Source organism: Curtobacterium sp. VKM Ac-2887 (genome assembly GCF_015350935.1).
In the GTDB taxonomy this organism is placed as follows: Bacteria; Actinomycetota; Actinomycetes; order Actinomycetales; family Microbacteriaceae; genus Curtobacterium.
Map to the genome: position 1 here is coordinate 18,574 of NZ_JADKSB010000018.1, position 15,523 is coordinate 34,096.

The following is a 15,523-nucleotide window of genomic DNA, read 5'->3' on the forward strand; positions in this document are numbered from 1 at the left end:
GTCCAGGATACGCGTTGGTCCTCGTACCCTTGTCGGGTGCACGAGACAGCGATCGACCACACCCCGGGGTTCGACCTCGAGGCCGACGTCCCGCGGTTCTCCCTGCGGTCCGCCACCACCACGGCCGTCGTCGTGGTCGTCGAGCGAGCGGACGGGCAGTCGGCCCGGTACCCGCTCGAGCGGCTGCCGGCGACCGACGTGTGGACGGCCGAGACCCCCGGCATCGCTCCGGGTGACCGGTACCACCTGCTCGTCGACGGCCCCGTCGGACCGCGGAACGAGTTCGACCCGACACGGCCCCTGCTCGACCCGTACGCCCGCGGCATCGCCCCGACCGGCGCGCACGAGAGCGGACCCGACGCCGGGGCCCAGCCCGGACCCGCCACCGGACCCGGCACGCCCCGCTGGACGAGCGTCGTCGTGGACGACGCCTTCGACTGGGGCGGCGTCGTGAAGCCCACGGTCCCGCTCGACCGCGCCGTGGTCTACGAGGCGAACGTCCGCACGCTGACCGCCGCGAACCCGCACCTGCCGGAGCACCTGCGCGGCACGTACGCCGGGGTGGCGCACGAGAGCACCATCGCGCACCTGCACCGGATCGGTGTCACGACGCTCGAGCTCCTGCCGGTGCACGCGTTCGACACCGAGAACTGGTTGCGGGACGCCGGCCGCGAGAACGCCTGGGGCTACAACACCCTCGGGTTCTTCGCGCCGCACGCCGCGCACGCTTCCGCACCCGCACGGGCGGAGGGCGCGTCCGCGGTCCTGCGCGAGTTCAAGGGCATGGTCCGGCTGCTGCACGAAGCGGGCATCCAGGTGGTGCTCGACGTCGTCTACAACCACACGGCGGAAGAGGGCCTCGGCGGACCCACCACCAGCCTGCGCGGCATCGACGGTGCGGAGCGGTACCGGTGGACCCAGGCCGCGCCGCCGTTCCGGGACACCTACTACGACACCACCGGCTGCGGGAACACCCTGGACACCTCGGTGGAGTCCACGGCGGACCTGATCGTCGACAGCCTGGTGTACTGGGCGCGCGAGGTGCAGGTCGACGGCTTCCGCTTCGACCTGATGGCCGCGCTCGCCCGCGACGCCCACCACGTCTTCGATCCGCAGCACCCCCTGCTCGAGCGGATCCGGAACCACCCCGACCTGCAGGACACCCTGGTCATCGCCGAACCGTGGGACGTCGGACCCGACGGTTGGAAGACCGGCTCGTTCGGCGCGGCCGGCGACCGCACCAGTGAGTGGAACGACGGCTTCCGCAACACGGTCCGCCAGTTCTGGCTGACGGACATCGCCGAGGAACGCCGCAACGGCATGCCCCGCACCGGCATCGGCGCCCTCGCCGGCGCCCTGACCGGCTCGCGCCACGTCTTCGGCGTCGACCGCGGTCCGCTCGCGAGCGTCAACTTCGTCACCGCCCACGACGGCTTCACGCTGCTCGACCTGGTGTCGTACGACGGCAAGCACAACGAGGCGAACGGCGAGGAGAACCGCGACGGTTCGAACGACAACCGCTCGTTCAACCACGGCATCGAGGGCGACACCGCCGACCGCGGCGTCCGGGCAGCGCGCGGCCGCTCGATGCGGAACCTCGCGGCGACGCTGCTGCTCTCCGCCGGGGTGCCGATGCTCACCGCGGGTGACGAGCGGAGCCGCACGCAGCACGGCAACAACAACGCGTACGTCGTGTCCGACGACCTCACCCCGGTGGACTGGTCCGACGACGAGGACGCCGAGTCGATGACCGAGGCCGTCGCCGCGCTCGCCCGGTTCCGGCAGGCGCACCCCGCACTCCGGCCGACGCGCTTCGGCGTCGAGGGGCAGGAGACCCCGGGTGCCTCGCGGATGTCCTGGTACGGGCCGGACGGGCATCCGATGACCATCGAGGGCTGGGACCAGCCGGTGCACCGCGTCCTGCAGTACTTCGCCGAGTCCACACCCGAGCACGAGCCGTACGACCGCGTGCTGGTCGTGGTGCACGGCAGCGGGCGCACCCGTGACCTGACGCTGCCGGTGCGCGAGGACGTGCTCGGCTACCGCCTCGCGTGGTCGAGCGAGAAGCACCGTGACCACGAGCGGCTCCGCCCCGCCGGTCAGGTGTTCACCGCCTACGGCCCCGGCATCCACCTGTTCGAGCCGGCGTAGCGCGCGATCCGGCCCGCGCCCGGCACGTGACCAGCGGGCGGACGGGAGGCCCGTGGCGGCCCCGCCACGGGCCTCCCGTCCGGTTCCTCCACAGGTCCACGGCGCGCCCGACCGTCCACAGCGGGCGGATTCCGGGGAACGCGGAGGCGCTCGCCGGGTAGCGTCGGCTCCGTGGCCACCGCAGACCGACCCCGCCGACCGAAGATCGGGCGCATCCCGATCACCGAGCTCGCCCCGAGGACGCCGAACGGGTTCCCCGGCAAGGCGTTCGACGGCGAGGTGATCACGTTCGGTGCGACCGTCTTCCGAGAAGGACACGGCATCATCGGCGCCGACCTCGTCCTCGAACGCCCGGACGGGGGCACCAGGACCGTCCCCCTGGCCCTCGGCGCGCCCGGGACCGACCGGTACGAGGCGACCGTCCAGGTCGACCACGTCGGCGTCTGGACCTGGCACGTCGAGTCCTACTCCGACGACTGGGCCACGTGGCTGCACGCCGCACGGCTGAAGATCGCGGCCGGGGTGGACACCGAGGCGACGCTCCTCGACGGCGCCCTGCTGCTCGACCGCCTCGCCGACGAGACCGACTCCCCCGCCGCCACCCGTGCGGCAGCCAAGGTGCGCGACACCGACCTCGACCCGGCCGAGCGCCTGGCCGCCGTCGACGACCCGCGCATCGTGGCCGAGGTCGAGGAAGCCCCGCTCACCTCGCTCCGGACGCACTCCCCGACGCAGCTGCTCGACGTCGAACGCACCCGCGCCGGCGTCGGCGCCTGGTACGAGTTCTTCCCCCGCAGCGAAGGCGCGAAGAAGCACCCGGACGGCTCGTGGAAGAGCGGTGACTTCCGCACCTCGGCTCGCCGTCTGCCCGCCGTCGCCCGGATGGGCTTCGACGTCGTCTACCTGCCGCCGATCCACCCGATCGGCACGACCGCGCGCAAGGGGCCGAACAACACGCTCACCCCGGGGCCGCACGACCCCGGCAGCCCCTGGGCGATCGGCTCCCCCGAGGGCGGGCACGACGCGATCCACCCCGACCTCGGGTCGGAGGACGACTTCCGCGACTTCGTCGAGACCGCGAAGAACACCGGCATGGAAGTAGCGCTCGACTTCGCGCTGCAGTGCTCCCCCGACCACCCCTGGGTCACCGAGCACCCGAACTGGTTCACGCAGCGCGCCGACGGCTCGATCGCGACGGCCGAGAACCCGCCGAAGCGCTACCAGGACATCTACCCGATCCAGTTCGACTCCGACCCGGAGGGCCTGGTCGCCGAGGTCCTGCGCGTCCTGCGGCACTGGATCGACTTCGGCATCCGGATCTTCCGGGTCGACAACCCGCACACCAAGCCGCTCTGGTTCTGGGAGCGCGTCATCCGCGAAGTCCGCGACGAGCACCCGGACACCGTGTTCCTGGCAGAGGCGTTCACCCGTCCGGCGATGATGCGTGCGCTGGCAGAGGTCGGGTTCCAGCAGTCGTACTCGTACTTCACGTGGCGGAACACGAAGGAAGAGATCGAGTCCTACTTCGAGGAGCTGTCGCACGAGACGAGCGACTACCTGCGCCCGAACCTGTTCGTAAACACGCCGGACATCCTCACCGAGTACCTGCAGTTCGGCGGCCGCGCCGGCTACAAGGTGCGTGCCGCGCTCGCTGCGACGGGCGCCCCGACGTGGGGCATGTACTCCGGGTACGAGCTGTTCGAGGACGTCGCCCGACCCGGCTCGGAAGAGAACATCGACAACGAGAAGTACGAGTACAAGCCGCGTGACTTCGCCCTGGCCGAGGCCGAGGGAGCGTCGCTCGCCCCGTACGTGACGATGCTCAACCGGCTCCGTGCCGCGCACCCCGCGCTCCGCCAGCTGCGGAACCTGCACGTGCACGCCGCCGACGACCCGGCGACCGTCGTGTACTCGAAGCACCTGTCCGGCGAGTTCATCCGCTCCGGGCACGCCGACACCGTGATCGTCGTCGCGAACGTCGACCCGCACTCGGCGCGTGAGACCACCGTGCACCTGGACCTCGCTGCGCTCGGCCTGCCGGCCGACAGCCGGTTCGACGTCCGTGACGTCGTGACCGGGCAGCGCTGGGTCTGGGGCGCGTCGAACTACGTCCGCCTGGACGCCTTCCAGGAACCCGTGCACCTGCTCGTCGTGGAAGGACTGCACCGATGACGAACGACCCGACCGCACCCCAGCCGACCCCGCCGTCGCGCCGCGGCCCCGCCGTGCCGCCGGTCCCGCCCCCGCCGCCGCCCGTGCCCGCGCGGACACCGTCCGACGCGAAGCCGGAGCCGCGCTACGAGCCGCGGGTCTCCGCCCCCGACGAGGACCTGCCAGGCGCTCCCGCTGCACCGCGCGAGGCGCCCGACCGCGGGGTCGCCGAGTCCGCCACGCTGGCGGGGCACCCCGCCGACGCGACGCACCCGCGGGTACCGTCCGTCGACGCCGTCGCGTCCTCGGGCGCTCCGACCGGAGGCCCGTCCACCGTTGCACCGTCGACCGCGCTCCCGACGCCGCCGGCTCCCGAGCCCGCCACCGACGACAGCACGGGCCCGCGTCCGGCACCGGTCGACCAGTGGCTGCGCCAACAGGTCGCCGAGGGCCGCTGGTCGCAGCCCCACGACGTCCTCGGCCCGCATGCCGTCGACGGCGGCACGAGCGTCCGCGTGGTGCGTCACCTGGCACAGGCGGTCCGGCTCGTCCGGCTCGACGGCGACGACGTCGAGCTGACCCACGAGGGCGACGGTCTCTGGGCCGGTGCCACCACCGAGGAGCTCGGGCGCTACCGGGTCGAGGCCGACTACGACTTCGACGAGTCCTCGGAAGAGGACGACGCCACCTGGACGACCGACGACGCGTACCGGTTCGCCCCGACGCTCGGCGAGCTCGACCTGCACCTGTTCGGTGAGGGCCGCGACGAGCAGCTCTGGCACCACCTCGGCGCGCACGTCCGCACGATCGACGGCATCGACGGCGTCGCGTTCTCCGTGTGGGCACCCCGAGCCACCGCCGTCCGCGTCATCGGCGACTTCGAGGGCTGGGAAGGCCGCACCACCGCGATGCGCCGCCTGAGCGACCTCGGCGTCTGGGAGCTGTTCTGGCCCGGAGCCGTCGCGGGGCAGCGGTACAAGTTCCAGATCCTCACCGACTCCGGCTGGGTCGAGCGCGCGGACCCGTTCGCCCGCGAGGCCGAGATCGCCCCGGCCACCGCCTCGGTCATCACCGAGTCGAGCTACACGTGGTCCGAGGGCGATCGTGCCTGGATGGAGCGCCGCGCCGAGACCACCACGCACGACCAGCCGATGAGCGTCTACGAGGTGCACCTCGGCTCGTGGCGCCCGGGCTTGTCGTACCGCGAGGTCGCCGACCAGCTCATCGGGCACGTGCAGTACACGGGCTTCACGCACGTGGAGTTCCTGCCGCTCGCCGAGCACCCGTTCGGCGGCTCGTGGGGCTACCAGGTCACCGGGTACTACGCGCCGACCGCGCGGTACGGCTCCCCCGACGACCTGCGGTACCTGATCGACCGGCTGCACTCGGCCGGCATCGGCGTGATCATGGACTGGGTGCCCGGACACTTCCCGAAGGACGAGTGGGCACTCGGACGCTTCGACGGCCACGCACTGTTCGAGCACCCGGACCCCCGCCGCGGCGAGCAGCTCGACTGGGGCACCTACGTGTTCGACTTCGGGCAGCCGCAGGTCCGGAACTTCCTGGTCGCCAACGCTCTGTACTGGCTCGAGGAGTTCCACATCGACGGCCTGCGCGTCGACGCCGTCGCCTCGATCCTGTACCTCGACTACTCCCGCACCGACTGGCTGCCGAACATCCACGGCGGCCGCGAGAACCTGGACGCCGTCGCGTTCCTGCAGGAGACGAACGCCACCGCCTACAAGCGCTACCCGGGCATCGTCATGATCGCCGAGGAGAGCACCTCGTGGCCCGGCGTGACCCAGCCGACGAGCGCCGGTGGTCTCGGGTTCGGCCAGAAGTGGAACATGGGCTGGATGCACGACTCGCTCGAGTACGTGCAGCGCGACCCCGCGTACCGCAGCTACCACCACGACGAGATCACGTTCTCGCTCGTCTACGCCTTCAGTGAGCAGTTCACCCTGCCGATCAGCCACGACGAGGTCGTGCACGGCAAGGGTTCCCTCTACGGCAAGATGCCCGGCGACGAGTGGCAGAAGCTCGCGAACGTCCGGGCCTACCTGGCGTTCATGTGGGCGCACCCCGGCAAGCAGCTGCTCTTCATGGGGCAGGAGTTCGCCCAGCCCGCAGAGTGGTCCGAGGCGAAGGGGCTCGACTGGTGGCTCCTCGACCAGCCCGGGCACCGCGGCGTGCAGGACCTCGTCGCCGCCCTGAACCGGGTGTACAAGGACACGCCCGCGCTCTGGACGCACGACAGCACGGCCGACGGCTTCGAGTGGATCGAGGGCGGCGACGCACCCCACTCGACGCTCGGGTTCCTGCGCAAGGACGGCGACGACCGGCTGGCGGTGTTCGTGAACTTCTCGGGCGTGCCCGTGGAGCGTCGGTTCGGCCTGCCGAGCGCCGGCGAGTGGCACGAGGTGCTCAACACCGACGCCGCGGAGTACGGCGGCTCCGGTGTCGGCAACCTCGGAGTCGTCACCGCCGAGGACACCCCGTGGGCGGGTCGGCCCGCATCGGCGCACCTCGTGGTGCCGCCGCTCGGGGCCGTCTGGCTCAAGCTCGAGCGATAGCTGTGGCGCGCGTCCTGGACGCGGCCGCAGACGGACGGGAGGCCCGGTGCCAGCTGGCACCGGGCCTCCCGTTCGTTCGTTGCGTGCGTCTTAGTACAGCGCGCTCGCCAGGCGACGGCGGGCCGCGACCACGCGCGGGTCGTCGGTCCCGATGAGCTCGAAGTACTCGACCAGGCGGACGCGCAAGGCCTCACGGTCCTCGCCGAACACCGTCGGCACCAGGTCGAGCAGGCGCCCGAAGGCGTCCTCGACGTGCCCACCTGAGATGTCGAGGTCGGCGACCGCGAGCTGCGCCTGGACGTCCTGCGGACCCGCACCGGCGGCGGCACGGATGTCGTCGGCGGTGTGGCCGTTCAGCCGGTCCAGGAGCGACACCTGCGCGAGCCCCGCGACGGCCATCTGGTCGTGCGGGTCCTGCAGGATCGCGGTCTTGTACTCGGTGATCGCCGTGGCGTAGTCGCCCTGCTCGATCGCGTCGTACGCGGCCTGGTGGTGCGGCGGCAGTGCTTCCGGCTCCGGCTCGCCCTGATCGGCGGTGTCGTCCGGCGCGGCGGCACCGTCCACGGTGACGCGACCGGAGACGCCGTTCTGCTCGGCTGCCTGGAGGACCTGCTCGTAGACGTCGCGGACCTGCGCCTCGGGCAGCGCGCCGACGAAGAGCCCGAGCGGGCGTCCGCCGATCAGCGCGGCCACGGTCGGGATCGACTGCGCCTGGAACGCCTGCACGAGCTGCGGGTTCGTGTCGGCGTCCACCTTGGCGAGCAGCACGCGCCCGCCGTACTCGGCGGTCAGCTGCTCGAGGATCGGCGAGAGCTGCTTGCACGGCCCGCACCACTCGGCCCAGATGTCGACGATGACCGGCACCACGGACGACAGCTCCAGGACGTCCTGGAACGTGTCGTCGGTGACGTCGAGCACGAGTGACGGGACGGTCAAGTCGGCGCCGGCCTCGGTGCCCGGCGCTGCTGCACCGGTCGGGCTTCCCGCCTGCGCCGGAGCACCGGCGGGCGGCTGGGGCGGCCGCTGTGCGCGGTCGACGAGGGACGACAGGTCCACGGCTCCGCGGAGCCCGGACGGGGTCGGGGGGATGTTGCTCATTGCACCTCACTCGCTGCGGTCAGGCCCTGCGTGAACCCGAGCAGGACCACTTTGTCATCCGAGGCGACCGGCGGCACGTAGAAGAGCAGCTGGACGCCGTACGTGGCGCTGATGCCCTTCTTGCTCGTGTCGACCCCGGACAGTGCCTTGACGGCACCCTCGGTGTTGACCTCGGCGCCGGAGGCGGTCGGGGTCACCTTCTCGATCTCGTTGAGGTCGGCGGAGACGAGCGCGCCGGCGTCGTCGGTCGCGATCGCGACGGCGGAGTCCGCCGGGGCCTCGGACGAGTACTCGATCTTCGCCGTGTCCGGCAGGGACTTCGCCTTCTTGTCCTTGTACGCCTTGCCGATGGTGGTGCGGAGGCCGTCACCCTCGGTGGCGAACAGGTCGGCGTACTCGCTCTTCGAGTCCTTGGACAGGATGTCACCGTAGGCGGTCGCGACCTGGTCCGGGGCGATCGCGAGCAGCTTCGACTGCGGAGCCAGGAGCGCCGCGCCGATCGACGTCGGCGCGAGGCTCGGGATCTTGGCGTCGGCCTCGAGCGAGACGTCGTAGGCGACCTTGTACGGGTCGCGCGCGGTGTCCTGCACGAGCGTCAGGGCCTGCGGTGCCGACTTGGCGTCGCAGTCCTCGGCGACGATCACGAACACCGTGCGCGGCCACGTGTTGGTCTGCTGGGGCAACGCGACGCACACCTGACCGGCCGAGATCGCCGGCGGTGCCTTGGCGTCGGAGTCCTTGCCGCGGATGGAGTAGTTCGCCAGGCGCAGGTCGAGCGCGGCACCGGTGAAGCGGGTCTTCGCCAGGTCACGGTCACGGGCGCCGTCGGACTGCTTCGCCACCGTGGCGATCCGCTCGACGACCCGGGTGATCTGCTGCTTGGTCGCCGCCGTGGGCTCGGTGGTCTCCGCCGCGCCGGTCGCGCTGGCCGTGGGGGTCGGGGTCGCGAGCGAGGGATCCCCGCCCTGCGGCCAGTAGTCGGAGGAGCAGCCGGCCAGGGCGAGCGTGCCGACGAGCACCACGGGGACCGCGATGAACGCGCGCGATCCACGGCGGCCCCGCGTCGGGACCTGTGCACCGGCGGCGGCGGCACGGCGCGAGGCCCGCACGCGCGGCGGTCGGGTGCCACCGCTGCGACGACGCGGCCCACGACCGCGGCGCTGGTGCAGGAACGCCAGGACCAGCAGCACGATGCCGCCGAGTGCGAAGACGCCACCGGCGACCAGCAGGGGGCCGACGGACGGCGTCGCGGTGTCCTTCGGCCAGGTGACCGAGACGTCGCTCGGGGCGGCGGCGGTGCCGTCGCTGACGATGAGGACCGAGACGTCCTGCGGCAGACGGACCGTGAACTGCCCGGAGCCGTCGTACTCCTGGTACCAGAGGTCACTGCCCTTCGGCGACGGGACGGACGCCTCGGAGCCGGTGGTCTTGCCCACCAGCTTCGCGCTCTCGGCGTCGAACCGGAGCGTGGTGTGCTCGGCGTCACCGACCCACGCGTCGACGTCGGCCGTCTTGCCGTACGCCGCGAAGACCTTGCCGGAGCCGGACACGTTGATGCGCTGGTAGCCGGGGTTCGCGTTGAGCGTCGACCCGGGGATCACGGTGACCGGAGCAGAGCTGGTGGTCGAGCTGTCCGCGACGAGCGAGGACGGCGGAGCGAACACGGTCCGCTGTCCGACCGCCAACGCGACGAGCAGCAGGCCGATGACGAAACTGACGATCGCCAGGACGAATCGCACGAACACTCTCCCTACCGCGCCGGGGTGGGGATGTCGGCGCGCGAATCAGCGACTCAGGATAGCGAGCATGGCTGAGCAGCGCATCCATCCGGGCTGTCGTCGGACTCAGACGACCCCGTCGGGCCACCACTACACTCGACCGCGGGCCGGATCGGGCCCTCCGCCGAGCACCCAGGAGCGACACGTGGCGAACGACGAGGCAGAGTTCGGGACCGAGCTGCGCGGGTACCGCCGCGACGACGTCGACCGCTCACTGAACGACCTGCGCCGTGAGCTCATCAAGTCGAACACCGACCGTGCCGACGCCGCGAAGGAGATCCGTCTCCTGCAGTCCCGCGTCTCCGAGCTCCAGGGCGAACTCGACGAGGCCGGCACCCCCACCTACAGCGGCCTGGGCACGCGACTCGAGTCGACCCTGCGCGTGGCGGAGGAGCAGTCCACCCGTCTCATCAGCCAGGCGGACATCGACGCACAGCGCCTGCGGGCGTCGAGCCGGGCCGAGGCCGACCGCACCGTGCGCGAGGCACAGGAAGAAGCCCGCGACACCCTCGAGGACGCGCGCACCCGCTCCACCAACGAACTCACCCGTGCTCGTGCCGAGGCCGCCGACACCGTCGAGCGTGCCCGTGCCGAAGCTGGCCTGCTGACCCAGGACGCCCGCAACGAGGCCGCGGCCATCCGGGGTGCCGCGGTGACCGAGGCCGCCGAGGTCCGCTCCGTCGCCATCCGTGAGACGAACGCCCTGCGCGCCCAGGTCGAGCACGAGGTCGCCGAGCTGCGCGAGATCGCCCTGCGCGAGTCGGCCGACTCCCGCACCGCCGCGGCCGACCTCGACCGCGAGACCGAGCACCGCCGCTCGGTGTTCGAGGCCGACCACGCCCGCCGGGTCGAGGACCTCGACCACGAGGAGTCCACCCGCCGTCAGGCGCTCGAGCGCGAGGTCGCCGAGGGGCGTGCTGCGTGGCACCGGGAGCGCGACGAGCAGCAGCAGGCCCACGCCCTGGCGATCGAGACGGGCCGCGCCGAGCTGCAGGCCGAGGTCGACCGACGTCGCGCCGAGATCGACGGCGAGTTCGCCGACCGCCGCCGGGTCGTGGACGAGGAACTCGCCGCAGCCCGTGCCGAGTGGGACCGGGAGCTCGCCTCGGCGCGCACCGCCCTGGCACAGGAGGCCGAGGCGTCGCGTGCGCAGCTGCGCGTCGACGAGGAACAGACGCGCGTCGAGAACGAGCGCCTCGTGCAGGAGACCGCCGACCGCATCGCACGCGAGCTCGAGGAGCACGACACCCGCATCGAGCGGGAGCGCGCCGAGGCCGACGCCGCCGCCGAACGCGCGGACCGCGAGCACGAGAACGCCCTCGCCGCCCGCCGCGAGCGCGAGCACGCCGAGGTCGACACCGAGATCGCCGACCGCCGCTCCGCCGAGCTCGACACGCTCGAGTCCGAGCGCACCGCCCTCCGTCAGGAGATCGACACCGCCCGCGCCGACCTGGCGAAGGAACGTGACGAGGCCCGCGCCGAGGTCGCCCGCGAGCGTGACGAGGCCCGCACGACGCTCGAGTCCGAGCTCGCATCACGCCGGGACGACGCCGAGCAGGACTACCTGCAGAAGCACCACGAGACCGTCACCGAGACGCAGAAGTACCTCGACGAGGCGAACCTGCAGCTCGCCGAGGCCACGCGCCGCGCCACTGAGGCCCGCGAGCGCGCCGAGCGGCTCCAGCAGGAAGCCGACGACCTCGAGCGCACCAGCACCGCCGACGCGCAGGAGCACGCCCGCACCATCGTCGCCGACGCCCAGGACCGCGTGCACCGGATGGTCTCCGATGCCGAGGAGCGCACGGCTGCCATCACCGCCGAGGCCGAAGACCGACTGTCGGCGATCCGCACCGAGCGCGAGGCCGTTGCGGGCTACCTGGAGAACCTGCGCGGCGTGCTCACGCACGCGACCGGCCTGCTGGGGACCGCACCCGGTACCGCGCCCGGAGCGGCCGACGACGCAGTGGACGCGACCGAACGCTGACGCGAGCCGACCGGGAGGCGCGGGTCGCGCCTCCCGGTCGGCCCACCGCACCGAGGTGGGCACGCACCGTGCGTCGGACCGGCGAGTGCCGTCAGACCGGCCAGTGCGTCGGCAGCGGCGCGCTGCCCGGCACGACGAGGTCGGCGACGGCGTCGAGGACGATCCGGACGTAGCGCTCCCCCACCCACAGGTGCTTCGCGCCCTCGATCGGGACGACCCGGACGTTCGGGGCGACGGCGAACCGGGCGATCGCTTCGTCGGGCTGCAGGAAGTCGTCGTGCTCGGGCACCAGGGCCACCACCGGGACGTCCACGGCTGCCCAGCGCGCGAGCTCGTCCTCCGTGGTGCGGTGCAACGGCGGAGAGAGCAGGACCACGCCCGCCACGGTGCCGGCCTCGACGTGTTCCAGCGCGTGCTTGAGGATCACCTCGGTGCCGAAGGACCACCCGACCAACCACGGCGTCGGCAGGCCACGGTCGACCACCTCGGCGACGGCGGCGCGCAGGTCGAAGCCCTCGGAGACACCCTCGCCGAACACACCCTCGGACGTGCCGCGTGGTGACGTCACCGACCGGAAGTTGAAGCGCAGGACCGCGATGTCCGCCAGCGCCGGCAGCCGCGCGGCGGCCTTCTTGAGCACGTGCGAGTCCATGAAGCCGTGCGCGGTCGGCAGTGGGTGCAGCGTCACGACGGTGCCCCGTGCCGGGCGCGACTCCGGTTCGGCGAGTTCCCCGACCAGGGTGAGGTGGTCGTCGGTGACGAGCTCGAGGTCGGTGCGGCGAGCGGGCAGCTGCGTGGCGGAGCGGATCTCGCCGTCGTCGGTCATGCGATGCTCCAGCAGTGGTTGTGCCAGTGTCGGCGTGATGCCAGGTCGGCAGCGTCGCCGAGGACCCCGTCGGAACGCCAGACCACCACGTGTGCGGTGCCGGGCAGGACCGTACCGCCGCACCCGGGGCAGACGTACTCCTTCTGCGCCGAGGCCGCGGAGACGGGCTGGACGAGGTACTCCCGCCCGCGACGCACCTCGGTGCGCTTCCACGAGCTCATCAGCCGATCGAGGCCGGTGTCCTCGTCAGGCTCGACGTCGCGACCACGGGGACGCCGCGGCCGGTTGCTGCGCGGCACCCCAACTGCCGATCAGTACCAGTTGTTGGCCTGGCTGTGGCCCCAGGCGCCGCAGGGCGTGCCGTAGACCCCGGAGATGTAGTTGAGACCCCACGTGATCTGCGTCGCGGGGTTCGTCTGCCAGTCGGCACCGGCGGTCGCCATCTTGCTGCCCGGGAGCGCCTGCGGGATGCCGTACGCACCGCTGGGGTTGTAGGCGTTCACCCGCCAGCCGGACTCCTTGTTCCACAGCGAGACGAGGCAGTTGTACTGGTCGGTGCCCCAACCCCGGGCCGTGACGAGCTGCAGGGCGATGGCCTGTGCGCTGCCCGCGTCGGGCGTCGCGGCCACGGCGGCCAGCGTGTTCGCGGCGGAGACGCTCTCGGTCTCGGTCGCGGCGGCGTCGGTCGTGTCGTCGGTGGCGTCGTCGGCTTCTTCCTCGACGACCGGCTTGACGACCTTGGGCGCCGGCACGGTCACGCCGTAGCCGTCACGGTCGGCAGCGGCGTCGCCGTAGGTGCCGTGCGCGGTGTACTGCTGCGGGGCCTGCGGCGTCTTCACGAGCACCGGGGTGTCGACCGCGGCCTGCGCGACGTCGGCCTGGAGCGGGTTGAAGAGCGACGCCCCGACGAAGAGGAAGACCCCGACGAACGAGAACGCCGGAACCGAGGAACGCTTCCGTGCGAAGGCGTTGACCGCGGCGGCTGCGCCACGGCTCGGCTGCTGCGCCGTCGCGGTGCGCTGCTTCGCGGCACGCGGGTCCACCCGGGCCGCGGGGGCCTCGTGCGCGAACGCGGCGATGCGTTCGTCGGACACGCGGTTCGCTGCGACGGACTTCGGCGTCGCGACGGGACCGGTCTCCGGCAGGACCTGCGGGTTCGCCGGGAGCACCGAGGTGTCCGCCGTACGGGTTCGGTTCAGTGCCGCGCGGCGCTCACCCGAAGCCTGGAGGCTGAGGTGCTCGCGGGGATCGCGGTCGGAGCTGTGGTCTGCCGTGTGCCTGCCCATGAGTAGGACCAGGGTAACGGAACGATCACGGAAAGCGAAGCACCTGGGTGCAGCGCGTCGTCAGCGGACGGCGAGCATGACCTCGACGACGGCGTCGAGCAGCGCGTCCACCTGGCCCTCGCGGTAGCCGCCGTGCTTCGGGCGGAACACGATCGACCGCACCTCGGTGAGGCTCAGCGGCTTGCCCTCGCGGAAGTAGCCACCGAGGCGGGCCGCGAACGCGTCGACGTCCTTCGGGTGGTAGCCGGTGCCGAGCACGCTCACCCGGTTGAACCGCTGTCCGTCCGGGCGCTCGAGGCGGGCCACGACGTCGGAGGCCTTCGTGCGGGCCTCGGCGTACCAGGCCTTCTGTCCGGCGTCGCCGATCTCCCGCTCGCGCTCCCGGGCCGCGAAGGCGTCCTCGAGGCGCTCCAGCGCTGCGTCGACGTGCGAGGTGGAGTAGCCGCCCTTGCGCATCGAGAACGCGGTGGCGCGGATCTTCGCAGCCTCGATGCCGGGGGCGCTGTCGTCGGCGGAGTACGCACGACGGGCGTCCTCGAGGAAACGCTCGACTTCGTCGACGTCGTATCCGAGGGCGGAGCGGGCTGCGGTCGGGAAGGTGGTGGCCACGGCGTCATTCTGCCAGTCCCGACCCGTGGCACAACCTGGACGCGCTGAGGGCGGCGCTCAGGGTGGGCCGACGAGGTCGATCGAGGTCGGTCAGTGGTTGACGATCAGGTACAGCACGTAGGCGACGGCAGCCGACGGCAGGATGCTGTCGATGCGGTCGAGCAGTCCGCCGTGCCCGGGCAGGAAGGACGAGATGTCCTTGATGCCGAGGTCGCGCTTGATCATCGACTCGGTGAGGTCACCCAGGGTCGCGGACCCGGAGATCAGCACGCCGAGCACGACGCCGGTCCACCACGGCAGGCCGAGCATGAGCCAGGCGACCAGGATGCCGACGATGATGCTCGCTGCGACCGATCCGGCGAAGCCCTCCCACGTCTTCTTCGGGCTGATCCGCGGCGCCATCGGGTGCTTGCCGAGGTTCAACCCGGTGGCGTAGGCACCGGTGTCGACAGCGACGACGACCAGGATGAAGCCGATCACCCACAGGTTGCCCTGCGACTGCGCGGAGAGCAGGACGACACAGGCGCCGAGCAGCGAGATGTACGCCTGCACGAACAGACCGTTCGTGACGTCGCGGAACACGTCGCCGGCCGACGGCTTCTGCCGCGAGAGCGCGACCTCGACCAGACGCCAGAGGCTGATCAGGACGATGCCACCGAGCAGCGTGAAGAGTGCCGCGACCTGCCCGAGCAGGAACGCCGCCGGCACGATCGCGATCGCGACGGCGACGCTCGGGATCCGCGGGACGTCCCGGCCGGCGAAGCGCATGGCGCTCGTGAGCTCGTAGACGCCCACGCCGAGCAGGAACGCCGCCACGACCATGAACGACGGCGGCCAGATGAGGAGCGTGCCGAGCATGACCACGGCGAACGCGAGCGCGATGCCGATCGCCGCCGGCAGGTTGCGCCCGGTGCGCGCCGTCAGGGCCTCGTTGCGCGCACCGAAGTCGGCCTTGCGCTGCCGGAGCTGCGCCTCGAAGTCGGTGCGGGCCGCTCGGGCACGCGCATCGAAGTCCTGGCGGAGCCCCTTCTTCACGGGCCCGGTGTGGTCGGGTCCGTGCTCTGCTG

At 72.0% G+C, this 15,523-nt stretch carries 11 protein-coding genes; 4 read left to right on the top strand and 7 right to left on the bottom strand.

Annotation, left to right across the window (positions count from 1 at the left end):
• Window positions 1–36: 36 nt before the first annotated feature.
• From ITJ69_RS21035 to glgB, 3 genes are all read left to right on the top strand, one after another.
• The gene (locus ITJ69_RS21035) at window positions 37–2,151 is read left to right on the top strand and encodes a glycogen debranching protein (RefSeq protein ID WP_159573969.1); all 2,115 of its coding nucleotides are present in this window, start codon (window positions 37–39) and stop codon (window positions 2,149–2,151) included.
• 171 nt (window positions 2,152–2,322) lie between these two features.
• Window positions 2,323–4,323: a maltotransferase domain-containing protein gene (locus ITJ69_RS16740; protein WP_194673390.1), complete on the top strand. Its 2,001-nt coding sequence runs from the start codon at window positions 2,323–2,325 to the stop codon at window positions 4,321–4,323.
• Complete coding sequence (glgB, locus tag ITJ69_RS16745) at window positions 4,320–6,875, top strand: 1,4-alpha-glucan branching protein GlgB (RefSeq protein ID WP_228505972.1); 2,556 nt, start codon at window positions 4,320–4,322, stop codon at window positions 6,873–6,875. Before ITJ69_RS16740 ends, glgB begins: the two co-directional genes overlap by 4 nt.
• 90 nt (window positions 6,876–6,965) lie before the next feature.
• Here the strand turns inward: glgB and ITJ69_RS16750 are convergent, their stop codons facing one another.
• On the bottom strand, window positions 6,966–7,973 hold the full coding sequence (locus ITJ69_RS16750; RefSeq protein ID WP_194673391.1) for a tetratricopeptide repeat protein: 1,008 nt from the start codon (window positions 7,971–7,973) through the stop codon (window positions 6,966–6,968).
• Window positions 7,970–9,712 (bottom strand): hypothetical protein, encoded by a 1,743-nt coding sequence (locus tag ITJ69_RS16755; protein WP_194673392.1) that lies wholly within the window; start codon window positions 9,710–9,712, stop codon window positions 7,970–7,972. Before ITJ69_RS16755 ends, ITJ69_RS16750 begins: the two co-directional genes overlap by 4 nt.
• Before the next feature lie 184 nt (window positions 9,713–9,896).
• Between ITJ69_RS16755 and ITJ69_RS16760 the strand changes: the two genes are divergently transcribed.
• Complete coding sequence (locus tag ITJ69_RS16760) at window positions 9,897–11,735, top strand: hypothetical protein (protein ID WP_131879802.1); 1,839 nt, start codon at window positions 9,897–9,899, stop codon at window positions 11,733–11,735.
• A 91-nt stretch (window positions 11,736–11,826) separates the two neighbouring features.
• Here the strand turns inward: ITJ69_RS16760 and ITJ69_RS16765 are convergent, their stop codons facing one another.
• The 5 genes from ITJ69_RS16765 to ITJ69_RS16785 form a co-directional block, all read right to left on the bottom strand.
• On the bottom strand, window positions 11,827–12,561 hold the full coding sequence (locus ITJ69_RS16765) for an alpha/beta hydrolase (protein WP_194673393.1): 735 nt from the start codon (window positions 12,559–12,561) through the stop codon (window positions 11,827–11,829).
• Window positions 12,558–12,860, bottom strand: a complete 303-nt coding sequence (locus tag ITJ69_RS16770) for a hypothetical protein (RefSeq protein WP_235035894.1) — start codon at window positions 12,858–12,860, stop codon at window positions 12,558–12,560. The genes ITJ69_RS16765 and ITJ69_RS16770 overlap by 4 nt, the downstream gene beginning before the upstream one ends.
• A 12-nt stretch (window positions 12,861–12,872) precedes the next feature.
• Window positions 12,873–13,847: a lytic transglycosylase domain-containing protein gene (locus tag ITJ69_RS20575; protein ID WP_228505974.1), complete on the bottom strand. Its 975-nt coding sequence runs from the start codon at window positions 13,845–13,847 to the stop codon at window positions 12,873–12,875.
• 60 nt (window positions 13,848–13,907) lie between these two features.
• Window positions 13,908–14,456 (bottom strand): DivIVA domain-containing protein, encoded by a 549-nt coding sequence (locus ITJ69_RS16780; RefSeq protein WP_111086090.1) that lies wholly within the window; start codon window positions 14,454–14,456, stop codon window positions 13,908–13,910.
• Between the two features lie 90 nt (window positions 14,457–14,546).
• A complete protein-coding gene (locus ITJ69_RS16785) occupies window positions 14,547–15,491 on the bottom strand; it encodes a phosphatidate cytidylyltransferase (protein WP_123294841.1) in 945 nt (314 codons plus the stop codon).
• Window positions 15,492–15,523: the final 32 nt, after the last annotated feature.

What these genes read in the sequence shown, in the direction of transcription:
- glgB (WP_228505972.1), top strand. Translation starts at nt 4,320, where the DNA reads ATGACGAACGACCCGACCGCACCCCAGCCGACCCCGCCGTCGCGCCGC.
- ITJ69_RS20575 (WP_228505974.1), bottom strand. Translation starts at nt 13,847, where the DNA reads ATGGGCAGGCACACGGCAGACCACAGCTCCGACCGCGATCCCCGCGAG.
- ITJ69_RS16750 (WP_194673391.1), bottom strand. Translation starts at nt 7,973, where the DNA reads ATGAGCAACATCCCCCCGACCCCGTCCGGGCTCCGCGGAGCCGTGGAC.
- ITJ69_RS16765 (WP_194673393.1), bottom strand. Translation starts at nt 12,561, where the DNA reads ATGACCGACGACGGCGAGATCCGCTCCGCCACGCAGCTGCCCGCTCGC.